The organism is Blastocatellia bacterium (assembly GCA_016713405.1).
Taxonomy (GTDB): Bacteria; Acidobacteriota; Blastocatellia; order Chloracidobacteriales; family JADJPF01; genus JADJPF01.
Map to the genome: position 1 here is coordinate 1 of JADJPF010000011.1, position 17,965 is coordinate 17,965.

The following is a 17,965-nucleotide window of genomic DNA, read 5'->3' on the forward strand; positions in this document are numbered from 1 at the left end:
GGAAAATAAACAGATCTTGAAGTTGTTAGCATATGGAGATGTTATTATGTTAGGTCAAGTAAATAGTTTAAGTATCATATCAAGTATGAATGTGCAAATAGACCGAGTTGTACAAAAGAAGAAGTAGTAGAACTAGTAGAGAAGCCATTTAGATAATCAGTAGGCATCTAGGAATTAATACAAATAATTTTTTAATCAAGATAGCTTATTAGTAAGAAAAAGGCGAAACTAGACTAAAAACTATTAGTTGGATGAAAGTAGAGCTAGTAGATGTTGGTAAGTTACACCGCGAATAGTAGAGCCCTAAACTGATGTTCCCATTGTGATAGAGGAAGAGTTAATGAAGCCAATTGGTTTATAAGCTACTTTCATAATGGAGATTGGATAGAAGAACTTAAATCAATAGTTGATGAGTTTGAGCAGCAATGTTTCTAACGGATAGCAACAACTGAAATTAACCTAACTTAACTTAACCCAATTTAGTTGATTAAAAGCTATTATATTAATTTAAGTTTACAAAAAAAAAAATTGGCCTACATAACAATTCAATAATGCCAACATTATTCTTAAATAACCTATAATTAATTGTAATAACTATAGTTATAGTAATAGTTATAAACAACTAGATTAATTTGATTTGGAAAATTAAATGGGGAGAATATTTTATGCCAAAAGTACCATCAGAAATTAAAGCAGAATTTTCATTAGAAGTAGGAAGTTAAAATTCGTAGTTTGCAAAATAGAGAGTTGAGAGTTTTGCTGTAATAAAATCCACAGGGTTAGCTCTTAAGCAAAGCAGGATAATAAGTTAGAGATTTCAGAGGGTTTATTATAGAGCTGGGGGCTAGTAGGATGCTTAATCTTAGAAGGCTTCAAAACAGCAACAAGAAGAGCAAAAAACATTATTGTTAAAGAAGCGCTAGGCTAGGAAAAAATGAGAGCAAAAGCCAAAGCAAAAACTGAAACTCTAATTAAAGAGCTTAGAGATAAAGCTTCTTAAAGTCGTATTAGAAACGATGTAAGTGAGCTAAGACAAGTATGTTAAAGCCTTAATGCTTCCAATCTGATAAAAGTATTGATGGTTTTGGCTTGGTGGTGTTTGTTTTGAGTCTTTTGTTGTTGCATTACGCCTATTTGTGCAAAGGGAAGTTTAGACTAAAAGAAAGCTTCCATCCATTAACAGCAGAAATGACACAGGAAATTGAGCAAAGGTCAATACTATTTCTGGATCCTCTACTCGTACTTAAAGTTATGCGTCAGGAGTTGAGTTTAATCCATTAAGCTTACTCAGTGTTAATGCAGAAGGTTAATGCAGTTTATTCCATCTACAGCCAGGAGATTTGGAATTACTAACCCCGATTGATATTAGCCAAAGTATTGATGGAGATGTTTCGCTACTAGTGTTTTTGATTAGTAAGTTTAATGGGAGATTAGATTTAGTGCTAGCAGGATAAACGCTGGAGTAGGGCTGTAGAGGCGTTACGGCAATAAAGTGCCAAACGAACGATCCATCAACTTAATACCCCCTTCAATGACCCATTATTGGATGTAACAGAAATAGAAGTTACAGATCCAATGCATCCATTAAAAGGAAGAAGATTTCCAATAATATACATAAGTAATTCAAGAACAGGAGCAAGTCATGTGTATGTGTCATATAAAAAGCACATGATATTGAAGATAGAAGTCTGCTCAACTAACCTCGTAACACAAGTGCCAATAATTAGGACAAAGCTAACTCAGGAATCTTTGGAAGAGTTCTTGAAATTAGCCCAAGAGTGCGAGGTGCTATGCCAGTCAAACCAACAGAAGTCTGGAAAAAACTACCAAAAGAAATCCGAAACCAAATTATCCAAGACTTAAATTTGGTCTTAGGGGGAGGTTATAAATGAACAAATCGGAATTAATTACAACTCAGCATTTAGCAAGAAAAGCGATAATTTATATTCAAGTCAATCAACTCTTCACCAAGTATTAAGCAATCAAGAAAGTCTGCAACTACCAATACGCTCTCAAAGATAAAGCTATAAAATTAGGATGGCGAGCAGATGATATAGAAATAGTAGATTGTGATTTAGGTATTACAGGAGCCAGCACTCAACATAGAGAAGGTTTTAAACAACTAATTGCAAAAGTAACTTTGGGAGAAGTAGGGATAATTTTTTCTTCTGAAGTTACTCGTTTGTCACGTAACTGTTCTGATTTTTATCCTTTGCTAGATATATGTGGATGGAAAGGCTGTCTAATTGCTGATAGGGATGGAATTTACGACCCATCTACTCCTAATGGTAGAATGTTGTTAGGTTTAAAGGGGCAACTTTCGGAGTTAGAGCTTTATACTATTAGAAGTAGAATGTATGCAGGTTTACTTAACAAAGCAGAGAGAGGAGAACTTGCTTTATTTTTACCTACAGGTCTTGAAAGAGATTCTTTGGGCAGAGTAGAGAAAGATCCTAATAAAGAGGTTCAAAATCGCATTGAGTTAATTTTCAGCACTTTTTGCGGGAGAAGTCTGCTAACAAAGTTTTACGCTTCCTTAACCATCACCAACTATTAATTCCTCGTAGAAGCAAGTTTGGGGATGTAGTATGGAGAAAACCTAGTGTTGCGGCTATCATCTTATTTCTAAAAAATCCAGCTTATGCTGGGGCCTTTGTTTATGGTAAAACTAGGATGACAGCTAAAGTTTCATCTACCAATAATAAAATCCAAAGGAAACTTCCTATTGAAGAGTGGAAAATAAGAATTAATGATAAGTATCCAGCTTATATAAGCTGGCAAACTTTTGAGAAAATACAGGCTATGCTTAAAGATAACTATGCTGAGTATGATCGCAATAAAACTAGAGGTGTACCCAGACAAGGAAAAGCTCTATTACACGGCTTAGTCTATTGTGGTGAGTGTGGCCATAAAATGATGGTTCAGTACAAGCACTCAACACAATATTTGTGCAATGCTTTACGTCAGCAATATGGAGTAAGAGTTTGCCAAAATATACAAGCTGACCCTATTGACAAAGCTGTAGTTGAGGCATTTTTCCAGGCTTTATCACCCATAGAGCTTGACTCCTATTCACAGGCTTTGTTGGCAAAACAACAAACTGACGAGCAGATTACCAAAGCACGTTGTCAAGAATAGAGAGATTGAGGTTTCAAGTAGCTTTAGCTGAAAGACAATTTAATCGTGTAGATCCAGATAACCGTTTAGTAGCATCAGAACTTGAGCAAAGATGGGAAACAGCTTTGCGCCAATTAAAACAGGCTGAAAGCCTTCACAATAAATTCCAAGAACAATCTTCACAACCCTTTTTGCTTAGTGCTGAGTTGAAAGAAAAATTTGGTTCAATTGGTGAAAAACTTCCTCAGCTTTGGCAAGAACAAATTTTATCTCAGCAACAGAAAAAAGCTTTGTTGCGGGCCATTATTGATAAGATAGTTATTCATCGTCTTGCTCCAGATCAGATTCAAACTCGTATTGTTTGGAAGGGTGGCTTGACTACTACTTTGAAAGTAGCTGTTTCAGTAGGTTCATTTGAAAGATTGTCCTTTTTTAAAGAAGTGGAAGAACTTATCCTTCAACTTACTGCTGAAGAAAAAACTGACCAAGAAATTGCTCAATATTTAACTGACCAAGGCTTTAGATCCCCAATGAAGGATTATGTTTTAGAAAATACTGTACGCAGTGTTCGTCTTAAACATGGAGTGTTTCGTAAAGCTACTCAATCCATCCTAGGCGTATTGCTGGTTTTCTTACTGTTACTCAAATAGCTAAGGCTCTTTCTATTCCTAAACATTGGCTTCATGACCGTATCCATAATGGCACTATCTCTGTTGCTAAAGATCCTGTTACTGGCCTTTGGTTATTTCCTAATAATGCCACTACCTTACAGATGTTTAGAGATCTTTGGAGTGGCAATCTCCACAACTTGCATTTTTCTTAGGAGTATCAACATGACATATCAAATACCAAGGTTGTGCTTGGGATACGGTTTTTAGAAAAACTAAAAAAAATAAGAGGTGTAATAATTTCTACTAATCTTTCTGGTTTTGGAAATCTATATGCAATAAGTATAGCTGGCAAGCCATGAGTGTATTTGGTTTGAAAAATATCATCCAAATTAGGTAGCCATAAAACGACATCCCCTTGTCAAAAAAAATTAAAGAAAAATGGATTAAAAAGCGCAAGCAAAATTGAAGTAATTGAAAAGGATTAGTAATAAAAAATAAAGAAAGAGTGGGAATAAAAGCTAGTAAGAAAAAAAGGCCACGTTTTATTAAAGTCAGCAATTCCCGGTGAGTAAAAGATAAAACAGAAAAATAAGTCAAATAAAGTTATAAGGCAAAAATATAGTAATGAGCCAAGAGATGACTCACAAAATCAAGTAAAAAGATAAGTAATGGCTAAAAAGAAAAAAGACAAAGAAAGGTTAAAAAGGTTAAAAGAAAGCCGCTACAGAGTTGCTCCGGCCTGAGCATAACAAAGTCAAGGACTAGAATTAACAGAATCATCCATAAAAAGTAAGTAAAGAGTGCCAAGAAGTAAAAAGAATACGATCAAAAGAGTGCGTAAATCGCCCCAAAAAGCACGTCTGGAAAGAGAACCTCTAGCCTCGTGATAAAGAGAAGTACCCATCTCCAAAATTAAGTGAGAAATAAAGGCTAATAAATTCAACAAATAAAAATCATGGATAAATTATGCTGACCATGACCATAATTATGAGTAATATGGTAACCATGATTTTTTTGGATATTAAATTGCTCATTTTCAATTTTCCAACGACTACGACCAATGAGAAAAAGCTCACAGACATTATATTTAGTAACAGTAAAATCAGTAACCCAACTATTATGATAGAGTAAGTTATTAGAAGAGTCACGTTCCCAAACTTCAAAGTAGTTTAGTTTTACTTTTTTACTTTTGGTTAAATCAATTTGATTTAGAATCCTATATTCATAATGTCTAATTTTTTACCAACTTGAGATGTCCAACTTCCTTGCTCAATTAATCCTTGCAACTGATGTTGCTGTATTTGCTCTGCTAACTCAAGATGTGAAGTATCTTTCGCCACTAAGACAAATTCACACCTATTTTCTCTTAGATCTTCTATAAATGGCTCATGTGAGTAAATATCATCTCCTATTATACATATTCTTAGCTGTCTATGTTCTTTTCTAATTCTCTCTATCAGTCTTTTTCCTGCATTGATCTCACAATCTTGTTTGTTTGTCCCATATGTATTTTTTACTTCTTCTACATCCAATGGCAATACTTGATGTGTTCCACTTTTTATTATTGTTGCTGATACTACCATATGGGAATAATGCGGTATTCCTTTTACATACTCTTTTTTCAAACATCCTTCACATTCTATTTTTAATGAATGAAAATACTCACTCCCATCTAGGGCTATTGTATAATAGTCTTTTCCTTCTATTTCACTTACCCACCTTTTGGCCCATCCCACTTGCCTTATCTTCTCAAATAATTTCCCTACCACCCTCCTTATTGGTTTTTTCTTTTTCATTCTTCTTTGAAACTCTAATAGGCTTTCGTTTTGAAAAAACATCATTGCAAACCCCGCCATTAATACATCGTGCATTTCCCATGTCACGCTTTTGGCTCTTCTTTTATCTGGCACTTTCTTAAATTCTTCTGTCAGTATTTCTACTATTGCTTCTAGTGTTAAACTTTTTAGTGGTCTCATTTTTTAGTTTACTTTTTTATTTTAATGCGTGAAAACTCTTTTCCCTTTTTTTTTAACTCCTTTTTTTACTTCATTTATTTTCTCTTGCGGGTGTTATTAAAGTGTTTTTTTTTTTCTTAAGTAAGAAAAAAGGAAGAAGAAACATAGCAGTTAATTTTTCTTTAAATACTAAACCACTAAAAAAATATACAAATTTTTTCCTAGAGTTAGCAAAAAAATTAAAAAAATAAATATAATTTTTTGAGGGTCAAAATGAACCCCCCTTTAAAACCCACCAAATAGATATAGGTGATGCCCAATAAGCAAAAGATAACAACCAATTATTAGTTAATTTTTTAACTAATAAAGTATTAAAAAACTCAATAATTGTTAGTGCAAATTTTATACAAAAAAGACTTGGATAAATATAAGTTACTATTTGATCAAAAACTAATGCCAAAATAGGGTAGTTAAAGGGCAAATGGTTCCAAGCGACAAACTTTAATTGTGGATAAAAAGCAATTAGGTTTTGATTAATAGCTGAATAACCATAAGCTTATTTATAACTAATCCCCAACTAATATGGCGAAGCGTATCACCTGTGTTTATAGTTGTTTGACAACAATAATAAAACGTAATATTGCAACTAAAATAAACCCTAACACAATTACATATTTATTACTAAAAAAAGAGGTTAGAGATTTTGTTTTTAAAGTAGAAGAGTTTTTTTCCATGGATTTAACTATTGGTTTTTAATGTAGGAAATTCTTTGCATTTTACAGGTTATAATTAAATCTGAAAACTTAAAAATTTCCTACATTGTTCTTAGAAAAAGTGAAAACCTAGCCTTTAATAGTCATTAAAGGGCTAAGACGAGCAACACGCCGAGCAATGCTAGCTTGCTCAACCGTGTTTACTACAGGAGTTATTGCTTTATAAGCAGTCGGGGACTCTTCCTTAAGTCTATCTTGGTATTTTGCCATTATATCTTGTCGTAGTTTTACTTCTATATCATTAGGATCAATAGGCGTTACAACTTTAAGAGGTGCTACAACACTTTTGTAAGTCTCTTGATCCATATTTCGCGCTTGACCTCGTGCAACAGCACGACCAGCACCATGACAAGCACTTGATAAAGCTGTTATGTTTCCCTGACCAGCCATTAAATAGCTTGAATCACCCATAGAGCCAGGAATTATTACTGGATGACCTGTATAACAAAATGGGCTATTTATCGATGGTTCAACGCCTAAAGCCGGACAAGCACCTTTGCGATGTAAATAATTTCCTTTGAAGGTTCATCTTCCCAAATCAAATTATGAGGTGCATCATAAATTAATTTAGCTGAAACCTTGCGACCCAGTATTTGAGAAAAGGCAGCAATTACCATTAAGCCTAAAAAGACGATTAGCAAAAGCAAAATTAGCAGCATTTTTCATTGCATCCAGATAATTTATAGCCATATTTTTATGTCGCCCTTCGATTGGCAAAGGATAAAATCCATGTTCAGGATGAGCCATTGATTTTGGAAAATTTCTTTAGCGCGATCTCGAAAATGTCCCCCTACTAAATGACCCAAACCTACAGAACCTGAATGCACCATAATAGTAATTTGACTAGGTTTTACTCCCAAATATGAGCCGTAGTACCATCAAAAACTTCTGCTATAGATTGAATTTCTACAAAATGATTTCCACCACCAATTGAGCCTATTTGACTATCATAACCAGCCGTCGCATTTGCTGACTGAATAAAATCATCAAAAGCAAAAGTATTTTTTGCTTCTAAGACTCCTTGGAAATGGACAAAGTTAAGATCCTGCATCTGTTGTTGTGCGTCATAATAATTCCATAAACCAACATTAGCATTATCTTTAGAGGTTTCTTGTAGTCCCCACAAGCCTTCTTTAAGCAATGCTTGGCGTTGACGAGATGACAAAGGTAGTTGACGCTTGCCTTGAAAGAAAATTGCTCGAAGTTGTTTTTCAACCTGTTTTTCATTAGCTAATAACTCATCTTGTGTTAAATCAGTTACTAAAAGACGCATTCCACAACAAATGTCATTTCCAATAGCTTGAGGAATAACAAAACCTTGGGCATCAACTACCGTTCCAACAGGTATTCCAGACCCTTTATGAAAATCTGGAGTTAGAATAATTTCTTTGATTTGACTATCTTTATTTCCAAAAAAATCTTGACCAAGTTCTTGTAAGGTTTTTTGTAAAGAAATAAATTCAAGTAATTGATTAACCCCTTCCATACCAATAGTTACATCTTCTCTAGCAAATAGTGTAATAGGTATTTGAAAAGGATTTTTTATGCTAATTCGTACTTTGTCTAAACGCAAAAGTACATCTTCCATCTTAAAAGCCATATGGACTCCAAATATTTAATAAATTGTTAGGATTTTTTTAAGCAAAATTTTTGATTGCTTAAAAGACAATAAGATTAGGTGTGATTTTTTAATCACCTTAATCAAGGGTTTTAAGTGGTTATTAGCAGCCGACCAAAAAAGGATAGTTTATTTATTTGACATTGGCAAGAAATTTGATAGCTTTTACCAAAAAATTTTTATTAAGGTGTTTATGGCAAAAATAGGAACATATAAATGGGCAAAAGAAACTAAAGGTAAGCTGAGTTTTTCCAATTGTTTAGAGTTAAGTCTTGTTGCTATAAAAATGCAGTTGCAACTTTTTACAAAAGACTTTCAGAAAAAACTTGGACTAACTGCTAAAGATATAAAAAAGCTTGACTTAAAGATATTGAAGTTTCACAAACAGACGTTGTTAAAGCATCAGAAGAATTTTGTCGCTCAGTTTCATCTGTTATGCTAGTTAATCATTGTTTGCGAACTTATACTTGGGGAGCATTGCTAGCTTTAAGAGATGGCATAAATTACAACAGAGAAGTTTTTTATATAGCTGCCTTGCTTCATGACATAAGCTTAACGGAAAAATATTGGCAAAAAGACCCACTAACAGAGTGTTTTGCTGTAGAAGGTTCAAAAATTGCTGAAGATTTTTTGGCTAAACAAGCCTTGTCGGACAATTTACGCCACAAAGTTACAGAAGCCATTAGCCTTCATCTAAACATTACTGTAGGGCTAGAATTTGGTGCAGAAGCTCATCTTTTGCACGAAGGCGCGGCCTTTGATGTTATTGGTAATAGATTTGACGAGCTAGACAAAGAAACTATTGAAAAAGTTGTGTTGCTTTATCCTCGTCCTAATTTTAAGTCTGAAATTGCAGCTTTACTTAGTCGTCAAGCGGAAATTAGACCAAAATCACGCACAGGATTTTTTGTTAAATATCTGCAATTTAATCAACGAGTTAAACAAGCACCTTTTCAAGAATAGTTAAAAACTATCTTCAGTTAATTTTTGAGGCTTAGTTTTAGCTCTAAGTGTATTTATTTGTTCTAAAATAATGTTATAGCGAGATTTATTTCCTGTTTGCTGATAAAGCATTAAGGCTCGCTCAAAGTAATTAAGTGCTGCAATATAATCATTGCGGCTTTGTTGAAAATGTCCAGCAGCAACCAACACACGAACAATTAAAATTGCTTCTCCAAGTTTTTGTGCAAGCCTAACAGCAAGTTCCATCGATTCTTCAGCCTGTGCAACTGTGTCATATATTTTTAAATCAACAAACAAAATTAAATAATCACAATAATTAGAAGCTAATATTTTATTGTCTTCTGTTAAGTTTGTAGCTGAATCTAACAGATTTTCCAATTGAGGAAGCTTTTCTGTTAACTCTTGAGCTTTTTTAAGTTGCTGTTTAGCTAAATTTACTTCACCTGCACGCCAGGCGCGGTTAGCTGCAATGCTGCGATGACAAAAGGCTTGTTCTATATCTTTGGCTAACTCAAATTGTCTAGCTGCAAAAGCATTTAAGCTTTGTTCCTGCGAGAGTTCAGACAAAATTTCTGCTGCAATTTTATGTTGGTTTTTACGCTCTATATCAGACCATTTTTCATAAAGCACTTGATAAAGTACATATTGAGTAAAACTGTAATAGTCGTCTTCTGTTGAACCCCTTCAGGGATACGAGCCTCTTTTATTAGCCCATAACGCAAACAATCATCCAGGATTTTTAAGAGCGTGTCTTCATCTAGTCCAACAAATTTTCTTAAAACTTCAAACCCAAAAGTTTCTCCTAAAATACTAGCTTTTTCCAGAACTTGACGCTTTTCTACAGGCAAAAAGCTTAAACGTACTTCAATCAATCGTGCTACGGTTTCAGGTACTTTAATAGTCATCAAGCTATTTGTAATCCATTGTTGACCATCCCAGCTAATTTGGCTTTCTGAGAGCATTAAACGTAGCAAATTTGTTAAATAAAATGGGTTTCCTTCAGTTGCTGTTACTAGTTTAGTTATAGCTTCGTCTGAAATAACAATGGGTGAAAAAATCTTTTCTATTAGTTGTCGAACATCGCTAGCGGCTAGCGGCCCTAGGGCTAATCTTTGTAATTGACGCTGATTTGACATTCTATCTAACCAATTAGCTACCATATTTTCTGGACGTGCTAGCTCTTGGCTACGAGCAGTGAAAAGAAAAAGTATTTGCTTATAGGTTGCTATACTTGTTAAATATATTAAAAAATTAAGGTTAGCTTCGTCAGCTAAATGCAGGTCGTCCAAAGCAATTACTATTGGCTGTTTTTGTGATAGCTGCAAAAAAACTTGTGCTAGCAGTTCAGAAGATTTTTCTGAGCGATTTTCTACTTTAGGCTGAAATAGCGCGGCTGTTGGCATTTTAGACGAAATCTCTAAAATTTCTTCTTGCACATTTGCTGCAATTGAACCAAAAATTTCTTGGAATTTACTTGTATCTGATAATAGTTCTTGTAAATAAGGTTTTATATTTAGAAGTGACCAAAGAGGCGTTACATTGTTGGTAAATTGACCAAAAAAGCAAAGAGTTCCTGTTTCTTGAAACTCTTTTAGAGATTGACTTAAAAGTTGTGATTTACCAATTCCTGCATCACCAGCAATTAAGAGTGCAATAGCTTTTCCTTCGCTTGCTTGTTCATAAGCTTGACGTAGTTTAGCACGTTCTCTTTTACGTGCTACAAAATGCTCAAAAGATAGGGCTTGTTGTGTAGCTTGTTGGAGTTCTGTTTCTGGTGTAGGGCTACTTTTTTTATCTAGTGGTAGGGAAATAAACATTCCTACTGTGCGGCGCAAGTTACGTTTTGGAGCTTGTTTTAGTGCAGCAGCAAACTCGGTAATTGATTGAAAACGCGCTTGGGGATCTTTTTCCAACGCTTTCATTACAGCCGCTTCTATAAGTGGAGAAATATCAAAAACAATATGATGAGGTGGCAAAGCTTTAGCATTTAATTGCTGATAAATTAGCTGCGTTTTGTTTGGAGTATCAAAAGGGGGGACGACCTGTTAGCATATGATAAAGAATCGTTCCTAAAGCATAAATATCAGCACGAGCATCTATTTCAATGCTGCGAAATTGTTCTGGGGCTGTGTAATGTAGTGAGCCAATTAAAGCTCCTGAAGTAATGTTTTTTTAGTGCGTTCTTTTAATTTAACTAGCCCAAAATCAATAATTTTAGTTACTGTGTCGTTACCAATTTGAGACAGAAAAATATTAGAAGGTTTTAAGTCTCGATGAATCATTCCCCGACTATGAGCTTGGGTTAGAGCTTCGCAAACTTCTAAAGTAATTTTTACAGCTTCGTTTACAGTTATTTTGGTCTCAACTTTTAAGCGTTGGGCTAAAGTTTGCCCTTCTAAAAGCTCCATAACTATATAACAAAGCCCATTACTAGTAGTTGCAAAGTCGTAAACCGCTATAATATTTGGGTGTTTTATACTTGCAGCAGCTAAAGCTTCACGGCGAAAACGTTCGCGGGCAACATTGCTTGTTAAAAGTTTAGGATTAAGTATTTTTATTGCTACTGGACGTTGCAGTCCTTGTTGCTCAGCACGGTAAACGCTGCCCATTGAACCATGAGCTAAAAGATTAGTTAATTGGTAAGTATCATTAATTATTGTAGAAATGGGCAAAGAATAATGTAACTGCTCGCCATCGCCTGGGCAAATTTCTAAACTATCGTCATAACAACTACGGCATTGCTTACATTCTCTCATTCTTTTGCTCTTAAGTAATATTTGATAGTGTTTTTGAAGTAAACTTAATTGTTGGCTATTTTATAACTTATTTAGAGAGGAAAACAAAGTCATAAAATATAAGCCTAAGATGGACATATGCAACTTTGTTCAATATCTTTTAGTTTGATTTCAACACAATCAACTTGTTTTGCTGTGTTTGGAATTAAATAGTATTGAGAAATATTTTCCCAATCTTTATCTCTTAAAGTTACAATACCACTTAAAAAATAGCTCACCCAGGAATTTCCTATTTTGGAGCTAGCTGATTCTTGAGTCAATTTATTCATAGAAATATTTGCATATTCATCATCAAGTTCAAACCCAAGGTAATTTCTGCCTAGTCTCCTAGCTGCAACTGCTGTAGTTCCTGTTCCTGAAAATGGATCAAATACAATATCTCCTTCATCCGTTGACATTAAAATAACACGTTCTAAAAGATGTAATGGAAGTTGACAAGGATGATCATCTCGATATTTGTTATGTTTAACTCGGTGAATGTCTGTCCATACATCTGAAACAAGAGGCCCAAAAGGATGCAGAGCAGCTTTTTTACCTCCGTAATCTTTTTGTAGGTAATTACATTTTCGACAACGTTTATGTGGATATCTAATTTCATAAAACTTATTTTTCTTTGTATCTTTTGCATAATAAAGCATTCCATAATGTGAGGGTTGCAAGGTTTTTCCCATCGGCATAGTAGGTGCGTCCCAGCAAATCCAATGCTTAAAATCAGCTATTTTATTAAGCATAGAGGAATAATACGTCAGCCATTTTGGAATATTATGTAAGAAAATAGATCCTGTTGGTTTAGTTACACGCACTGTTTCTTTAATCCATTGTTCACACCAATCTAAATAATCTTGGATAATAAGGCTATCTTTATGGGAGTTATATTTTTTTTTTAGGTTAAATGGAGGATCTGCAAAAGTTATATCTACACTTTCATCAGGGATTAACTTAAATAATTCTATACAGTCGCCTTTTATGATTTTATTAAGATATTTATCAATCATTTTGGAAATTCCTTAATTAAGGAAGTTTTAAATCATTATATCGTTTGGGGAAAAGGTCTTTTCTCCTCCTGCTTGACGAGCTTTTAGGTAAAAAAGCGCGTAACCTATTCCAATTATTGGACAAAGTAGAGTACAAATAACAATACTTAAAATAATTCCTAAAGAAACAGTAGTTATTTCAATGGCAATATCTGAGGAAGTACGGCTATAGCTTATATGGTTAATAAATGACCAACCCAGCATAATTGCTAAAATTGAGACATTTATCATTACAAATACAAATAAAGGAAAAATTTTTCCTATACTACCTTCTAGTTTTTCTACTAAAGCTTTAGAGCGATCCAAAGCAGCTTGACCTTCTAGGTTTTCCCAAAGCGTGACGGGAGAATAAAGCCATTTTCCCGCTAAAAAGTCTTTTCTAAGTGTTAAGCCTGTTATAGTTATTAAAATTAAAGTTATTACCCAATAAGCCCAAGTATTAGGGTTTATTGGCAAAGAAGAATTAACTATTATAGGAATTGCAACATAAAGGAAAAAGGCTCTGTGCGCAACTAAAGAACTGATAACAAACGCCTTAAATCTTTGCCTAAAAGCCTGATAAACAACCTTTTCATCAAAAGCAATTGCAGGATATTCAATAAAATGTGCCACCATTCGCACAATTAAACTACCTGTAACCGCATTGTTAATAATTTGTGCTAGATAAAAGAAAATAATAATAGCAAGAATTATTTCAAGCCTATGAAATGCTGGAATTAGCATTCCCATAAAAAATGCTACAATCCCAAATATCATTGGGCTATAACCAAGAAAAGCTACACGAACAAAAGGAAAAAAATGCTCGCTATATAAACTAATTGCCTGACGCAAGAATGCACTTTCCCCACTAGCGTTGGCTCGAAATGCTGCTGCAAATGCCATTGCATCGGGCGGACGATCTTTTGGATCTTTTGCCAATGCTGACATAACTAAATTGGCTATGGGTTCAGAAATTAAAATATTTTTTTGTTGTAATGGTGGTGGTGGGGTAGTTGTATGATGAACCACTAAAGTATAAATATTACCTTGAAAAGGGGTTTCACCTGCTAGCATTTGGTAAATAATGACACCAAGGCTATAAATATCTGATCGTCCATCTAAGTTTTGTTCTCCGCTACATTGTTCAGGCGACATATAAAGCGGTGTTCCAAGCACATCCCCAACTTGTGTAAGGCTATTATCAGCATTAGTGCTATTGCTATCATTACTAGCTGTCAAGCGAGGCTGAATAATTTTTGTCTCGCTTTCGTGAGAATCTTCTTTTTCATTTTTCTGGGGTTGAAGCGTAATTTCATTGGCAAGGGTTACGGATTCGGTTAAAGAAGTATTAACTAAAGTTTTGGAAGAAGTTTTAAGAGATATTTTAATAGGATTTTTTTCTCTAGGTTTATTTATTATTCCTGCTGGTATATTGGGCCGTAGTTTAGCTAGTCCAAAGTCTAAGATTTTGACATTGTAGCCACCGCGTCCATTTGGTTCTAACCAAATATTATCAGGCTTTAAGTCTCGGTGAATTATTCCTTGAAGGTGTGCTGTATGAATTGCCAAACAAATTTGCTCAACTATATCAGTAATAAGCTCTAGGGGTAGCTTTCCTTTTTGTTTAATTAAATTACCTAAATTACTACCATTTAGATATTCCATCACCATATAAGCAAGTGTGTCATCTCGAAAGGTTGTAAAACCAAAATCACTAATATTTACAACGTTTGGATGGCGAAGTAGTCCCATAGCTTCAGCCTCACGCTTAAAACGCTCTACAAAGCTAGTATTGCTCATAAATTGAGGCGTAATAACTTTAAGCGCGACTAATCGCTTTGTCCCAAGATGAGTAGCTAGATAGACAGCCCCCATTCCACCTTGACCAAGTTGCTTGTCTATACGATATTTCCCATCTAATACTTCATCTATAAGCTGTAAGGAATTAAACATAATTAGTTGATTTGATTAAATAAAAATGCACTTAATAAAATATAAATAGTATACTTTTATGTGTTAGGGCTGCAAATTTTATGTCAGTCTTTTTCTAAATTAAAATATAATTCTTTTAGCTAATCATTAAATCAGCTAAAGAATAACTACAATGTTTACTAGATTATACAAACCGTTAATTAAATTAAGCTTTGCCATTTCCTTACTACTAATTGCTGATACTGCTGCTTTAGCTCAATCATCAGGAGCAACTTCTGGAGCCATTACAGGAGTAATAAAAGATAGTCAAGGAGCAGTAATTAGTAATGCACTAATCTCTATTGAAAAAGAAGACACTAATTTAGTATTTTCTACTAATTCATCTAACAGTGGGGTTTATCAAGCAACACAACTACCACCAGGTACTTATAAACTTAGTGTAACATCAACAGGTTTTTCAACTGCTACAACAACATTAATTTTAACTGTTGGGACTACAGCACTTGTTGACATTGAGCTAGAACCAGGCAATACATCAGATTTTATTACAGTTAATAGCGAAACACTTGCTACTGTACGCACAGAAAGCAGTACAAATATAACTGGAGAAAAATTAGTAGTTTGCCAATTAACCAACGAAATTACTTAGACTTTACTTTAACAGTTGCTAGAGCGGTGATGGATAGAATCCCTCCTAATGGAACAACAGCGACTTCAGGAATTTCTTTTAATGGTCAAACTGCAAGAGGAAATAACTTTACTATTGATGGAATAAGCAATAATGATATCCCTAATGGTGCAGTACGTACAACTTTTAGCCAGGAAGCAATACAAGAATTTCAAGTTGTGTCTGATGGTTATTCTGCTGAATTTGGCCGGGCAATTGGAGGAATAATCAATATTGTTACTAAAACAGGTAGCAATGATTTTCATGGCAGTGTATTTGGCTTTTTTCGCAATAACAAAATTAGTGCTAGAGAAGTGTTTACTGCTAAAAAAGTGCCTTTTCGCCAATATCAAAACGGTTTTACTTTTAGCGGCCCGCTTAAAAAAGACAAAGCTTTTTTCTTTATTTCATTTGAGCGGCTTTCTGTTAAACAAAATACAATTGTGTCAATTAGTGATCAAGTTGTAGCCTCAGCACGTCGCCAAGGATATCCCCTTAGCAATGGAGCAATCCCTTTTTCTATTGGAAATAGCCTAGTTTTAGCACGTAGCGATATCAACCTTTCACCTTTTAACCGTCTAGCCGTCCGTTTTAATGGAGGCTATAAATATAATGGTAGTTTTGAAACAGGTGGAGACGTACTTGGCGGCTTTGTTAGTGAAACCTCTAGCGGCATTCAACGCTTAGATGATTATAGTTTTGCTGCTAATAATATTTACACAAATACAAACCTTAATTTTGTTAATGAAGCACGATTTCTTTATGGCCGACTAACTCAAAAAGTTGATCCTGTGGATGTTAATAATCCTGCTACTCAACTTATTACTGATCAAGGACGTGCAATTTTTGGCCGTAATATTGTTTTACCACAACCTAGCGATGGACGTTTTTTTCAGCTTGTTGATACTGTTTCATTAATTCGAGATCGCCATCAAATTAAATTTGGAGGAGATTTTTCATTTTTTAATACCATTGGAGATAAAACAGACTTACAACTTCTTAAAGGCGGTTTAGCCGTCTTTGCTCCAATAGACTTTGCTCAAGCTTCAGGTATTCCAGGACTTCCATTTTTTGATGGGCTAGCAACTTTTGACCCTACAGTTAGATCTAGTGTGCAAAATAATTTCTTGACTGCCTTTTCTGGTTTGTTGCCAGGTTTATTTCCTGTTTTCCTGCTAATTTACCTTTAACAAGTTTAGCTTTACCAGCAGTTTTTATTCAAGGTTTTGGAAACAGTAATGTTTCAACTCAAACAAAACTTTTTTCTACCTTTATTCAAGATGATTTTAGATTGAAAGAAAATTTACTTGTAAAATTAGGCTTGCGTTATGATTTTTCTCGTGTGACTGCTATTCCAAACAATAATGGCAACTTTAGTCCTCGTATTGCTATTGCTTTTAGTCCACAAAAATTTCCTAAATTACAAATTCGTGCTAATTATGGGATATTTTTTGGCTCTCCTGTAGTTGCAAATGGTGTGACGGCTACTTTATTTCGTAATAGCTATAAAGTTGTTGTGTTTCCTTTTCCTTTTTCAATAATTCCTTTTTCTTTGCCTAATCATCGTTTTGCTGATTCTCAAAATATTCCTTCAACAGTTCCTTTTATAGCTCAACTTAGCCAAACATTTAATTTTCAACCTGATTATAGCAATGCCTACACTCAACAAGCAGGCTTAAGCAGTTATTACAGACTTAATAATAATACTGCTATTGAGCTAAGTTATATCTATGTTCGAGGTGCTAAATTAACTGGCTCACGAAATATTAACCCTATAGTTAGACCTATTGCTAATGACCCTATGACAAGTGCAATTATAGGCCGCAATGATCCAAGTCAAGGCGACATAATCCAATTTCAATCAGCTTTTGATAGCTATTACCATGCTGGAACTATTTCTTTAGAACGTAGGCTAATTAAAAACTTTAATTTTTTAGCAAGTTATACATTTTCTAAATCTATTGATAATGTAGTTGACAGCATACGCCCTGATATTCAACCACCAAATAACCCATTAAAACCAGGGGATGAGCGAAGTTTATCACTTCAAGACTTACGACATCGTTTTGTTGCTTCTGCGACGGTTGATTTTAATGACAGTCGTTATAAAATTTTACATGATTTTCAAGTTTCTACCATAATTACTTTAGAATCAGGCCATCCTTATAATTTATTAGCTGGCATAGATTTAGACCAAAATGGAGATAACCCGGCTGGAGATCGTCCTAATGGCATAAGTCGTAATGCTGGTATTACACCTGGTTTTTACAATGTTAACTTTAGGCTAACTCGTAGCTTACAAATTAGTGAAAAATACCGCTTACAAGGCTTTTTAGAGGTATTTAATCTATTTAATACTGTAAATATTAACCAAGTAAATAATGTCTTTTTTCCTGATGCTCAAGGCAATTTTAATCTACCACGTCAAGAAAATGGACGTTTTGTTGCACCAAGGGAAGGTTTTCAAAGTGCTTTTGCTCCTCGTCAATTTCAACTTGGTTTTAGATTTAATTTCTAAATT

At 34.4% G+C, this 17,965-nt stretch carries 13 protein-coding genes and 2 pseudogenes; 6 read left to right on the forward strand and 9 right to left on the reverse strand.

Going from position 1 to position 17,965, the window contains the following annotated elements; translation table 11 throughout:
• Positions 1–1,888: 1,888 nt before the first annotated feature.
• Positions 1,889–3,940, forward strand: a pseudogene (locus tag IPK14_14665) (recombinase family protein).
• A 542-nt stretch (positions 3,941–4,482) separates the two neighbouring features.
• Here the strand turns inward: IPK14_14665 and IPK14_14670 are convergent.
• From IPK14_14670 to IPK14_14680, 3 genes and pseudogenes are all read right to left on the reverse strand, one after another.
• Entirely contained in the window at positions 4,483–4,674 is a 192-nt protein-coding gene (locus tag IPK14_14670) for a hypothetical protein (GenBank protein MBK7994571.1), read from the reverse strand.
• Between the two features lie 262 nt (positions 4,675–4,936).
• Complete coding sequence (locus IPK14_14675; GenBank protein MBK7994572.1) at positions 4,937–5,704, reverse strand: hypothetical protein; 768 nt, start codon at positions 5,702–5,704, stop codon at positions 4,937–4,939.
• A gap of 821 nt (positions 5,705–6,525) precedes the next feature.
• A pseudogene (locus IPK14_14680) lies at positions 6,526–8,056 on the reverse strand (RtcB family protein).
• A gap of 211 nt (positions 8,057–8,267) precedes the next feature.
• On the opposite strand from IPK14_14680, the gene IPK14_14685 reads away from it, so the two are divergent.
• Both IPK14_14685 and IPK14_14690 read left to right on the forward strand, forming a co-directional pair.
• Positions 8,268–8,516 carry a hypothetical protein gene (locus tag IPK14_14685; protein ID MBK7994573.1) on the forward strand — a complete coding sequence of 83 codons (249 nt, stop codon included), beginning with the start codon at positions 8,268–8,270 and terminating at the stop codon, positions 8,514–8,516.
• Positions 8,510–9,037 carry an HD domain-containing protein gene (locus tag IPK14_14690; protein MBK7994574.1) on the forward strand — a complete coding sequence of 176 codons (528 nt, stop codon included), beginning with the start codon at positions 8,510–8,512 and terminating at the stop codon, positions 9,035–9,037. Before IPK14_14685 ends, IPK14_14690 begins: the two co-directional genes overlap by 7 nt.
• On the opposite strand, the gene IPK14_14695 is transcribed toward IPK14_14690, so the two are convergent.
• The 6 genes from IPK14_14695 to IPK14_14720 form a co-directional block, all read right to left on the reverse strand.
• Positions 9,038–9,667 (reverse strand): hypothetical protein, encoded by a 630-nt coding sequence (locus tag IPK14_14695; protein MBK7994575.1) that lies wholly within the window; start codon positions 9,665–9,667, stop codon positions 9,038–9,040.
• The gene (locus tag IPK14_14700; GenBank protein ID MBK7994576.1) at positions 9,640–11,013 is read right to left on the reverse strand and encodes an AAA family ATPase; all 1,374 of its coding nucleotides are present in this window, start codon (positions 11,011–11,013) and stop codon (positions 9,640–9,642) included. Before IPK14_14700 ends, IPK14_14695 begins: the two co-directional genes overlap by 28 nt.
• 49 nt (positions 11,014–11,062) lie before the next feature.
• On the reverse strand, positions 11,063–11,203 hold the full coding sequence (locus tag IPK14_14705) for a hypothetical protein (protein ID MBK7994577.1): 141 nt from the start codon (positions 11,201–11,203) through the stop codon (positions 11,063–11,065).
• Positions 11,185–11,793 (reverse strand): serine/threonine protein kinase, encoded by a 609-nt coding sequence (locus IPK14_14710; protein ID MBK7994578.1) that lies wholly within the window; start codon positions 11,791–11,793, stop codon positions 11,185–11,187. Before IPK14_14710 ends, IPK14_14705 begins: the two co-directional genes overlap by 19 nt.
• Before the next feature lie 104 nt (positions 11,794–11,897).
• Positions 11,898–12,827 carry a site-specific DNA-methyltransferase gene (locus IPK14_14715; protein ID MBK7994579.1) on the reverse strand — a complete coding sequence of 310 codons (930 nt, stop codon included), beginning with the start codon at positions 12,825–12,827 and terminating at the stop codon, positions 11,898–11,900.
• A 27-nt stretch (positions 12,828–12,854) separates the two neighbouring features.
• Positions 12,855–14,798: a serine/threonine protein kinase gene (locus IPK14_14720; protein ID MBK7994580.1), complete on the reverse strand. Its 1,944-nt coding sequence runs from the start codon at positions 14,796–14,798 to the stop codon at positions 12,855–12,857.
• Between the two features lie 151 nt (positions 14,799–14,949).
• On the opposite strand from IPK14_14720, the gene IPK14_14725 reads away from it, so the two are divergent.
• The 3 genes from IPK14_14725 to IPK14_14735 are packed head-to-tail and all read left to right on the forward strand — an operon-like array spanning position 14,950 to position 17,962.
• Positions 14,950–15,426 (forward strand): carboxypeptidase regulatory-like domain-containing protein, encoded by a 477-nt coding sequence (locus IPK14_14725; GenBank protein ID MBK7994581.1) that lies wholly within the window; start codon positions 14,950–14,952, stop codon positions 15,424–15,426.
• Positions 15,399–16,634: a hypothetical protein gene (locus IPK14_14730; protein ID MBK7994582.1), complete on the forward strand. Its 1,236-nt coding sequence runs from the start codon at positions 15,399–15,401 to the stop codon at positions 16,632–16,634. Before IPK14_14725 ends, IPK14_14730 begins: the two co-directional genes overlap by 28 nt.
• Entirely contained in the window at positions 16,604–17,962 is a 1,359-nt protein-coding gene (locus tag IPK14_14735) for a TonB-dependent receptor (protein MBK7994583.1), read from the forward strand. The genes IPK14_14730 and IPK14_14735 overlap by 31 nt, the downstream gene beginning before the upstream one ends.
• The last annotated feature ends 3 nt before the right edge of the window (positions 17,963–17,965 follow it).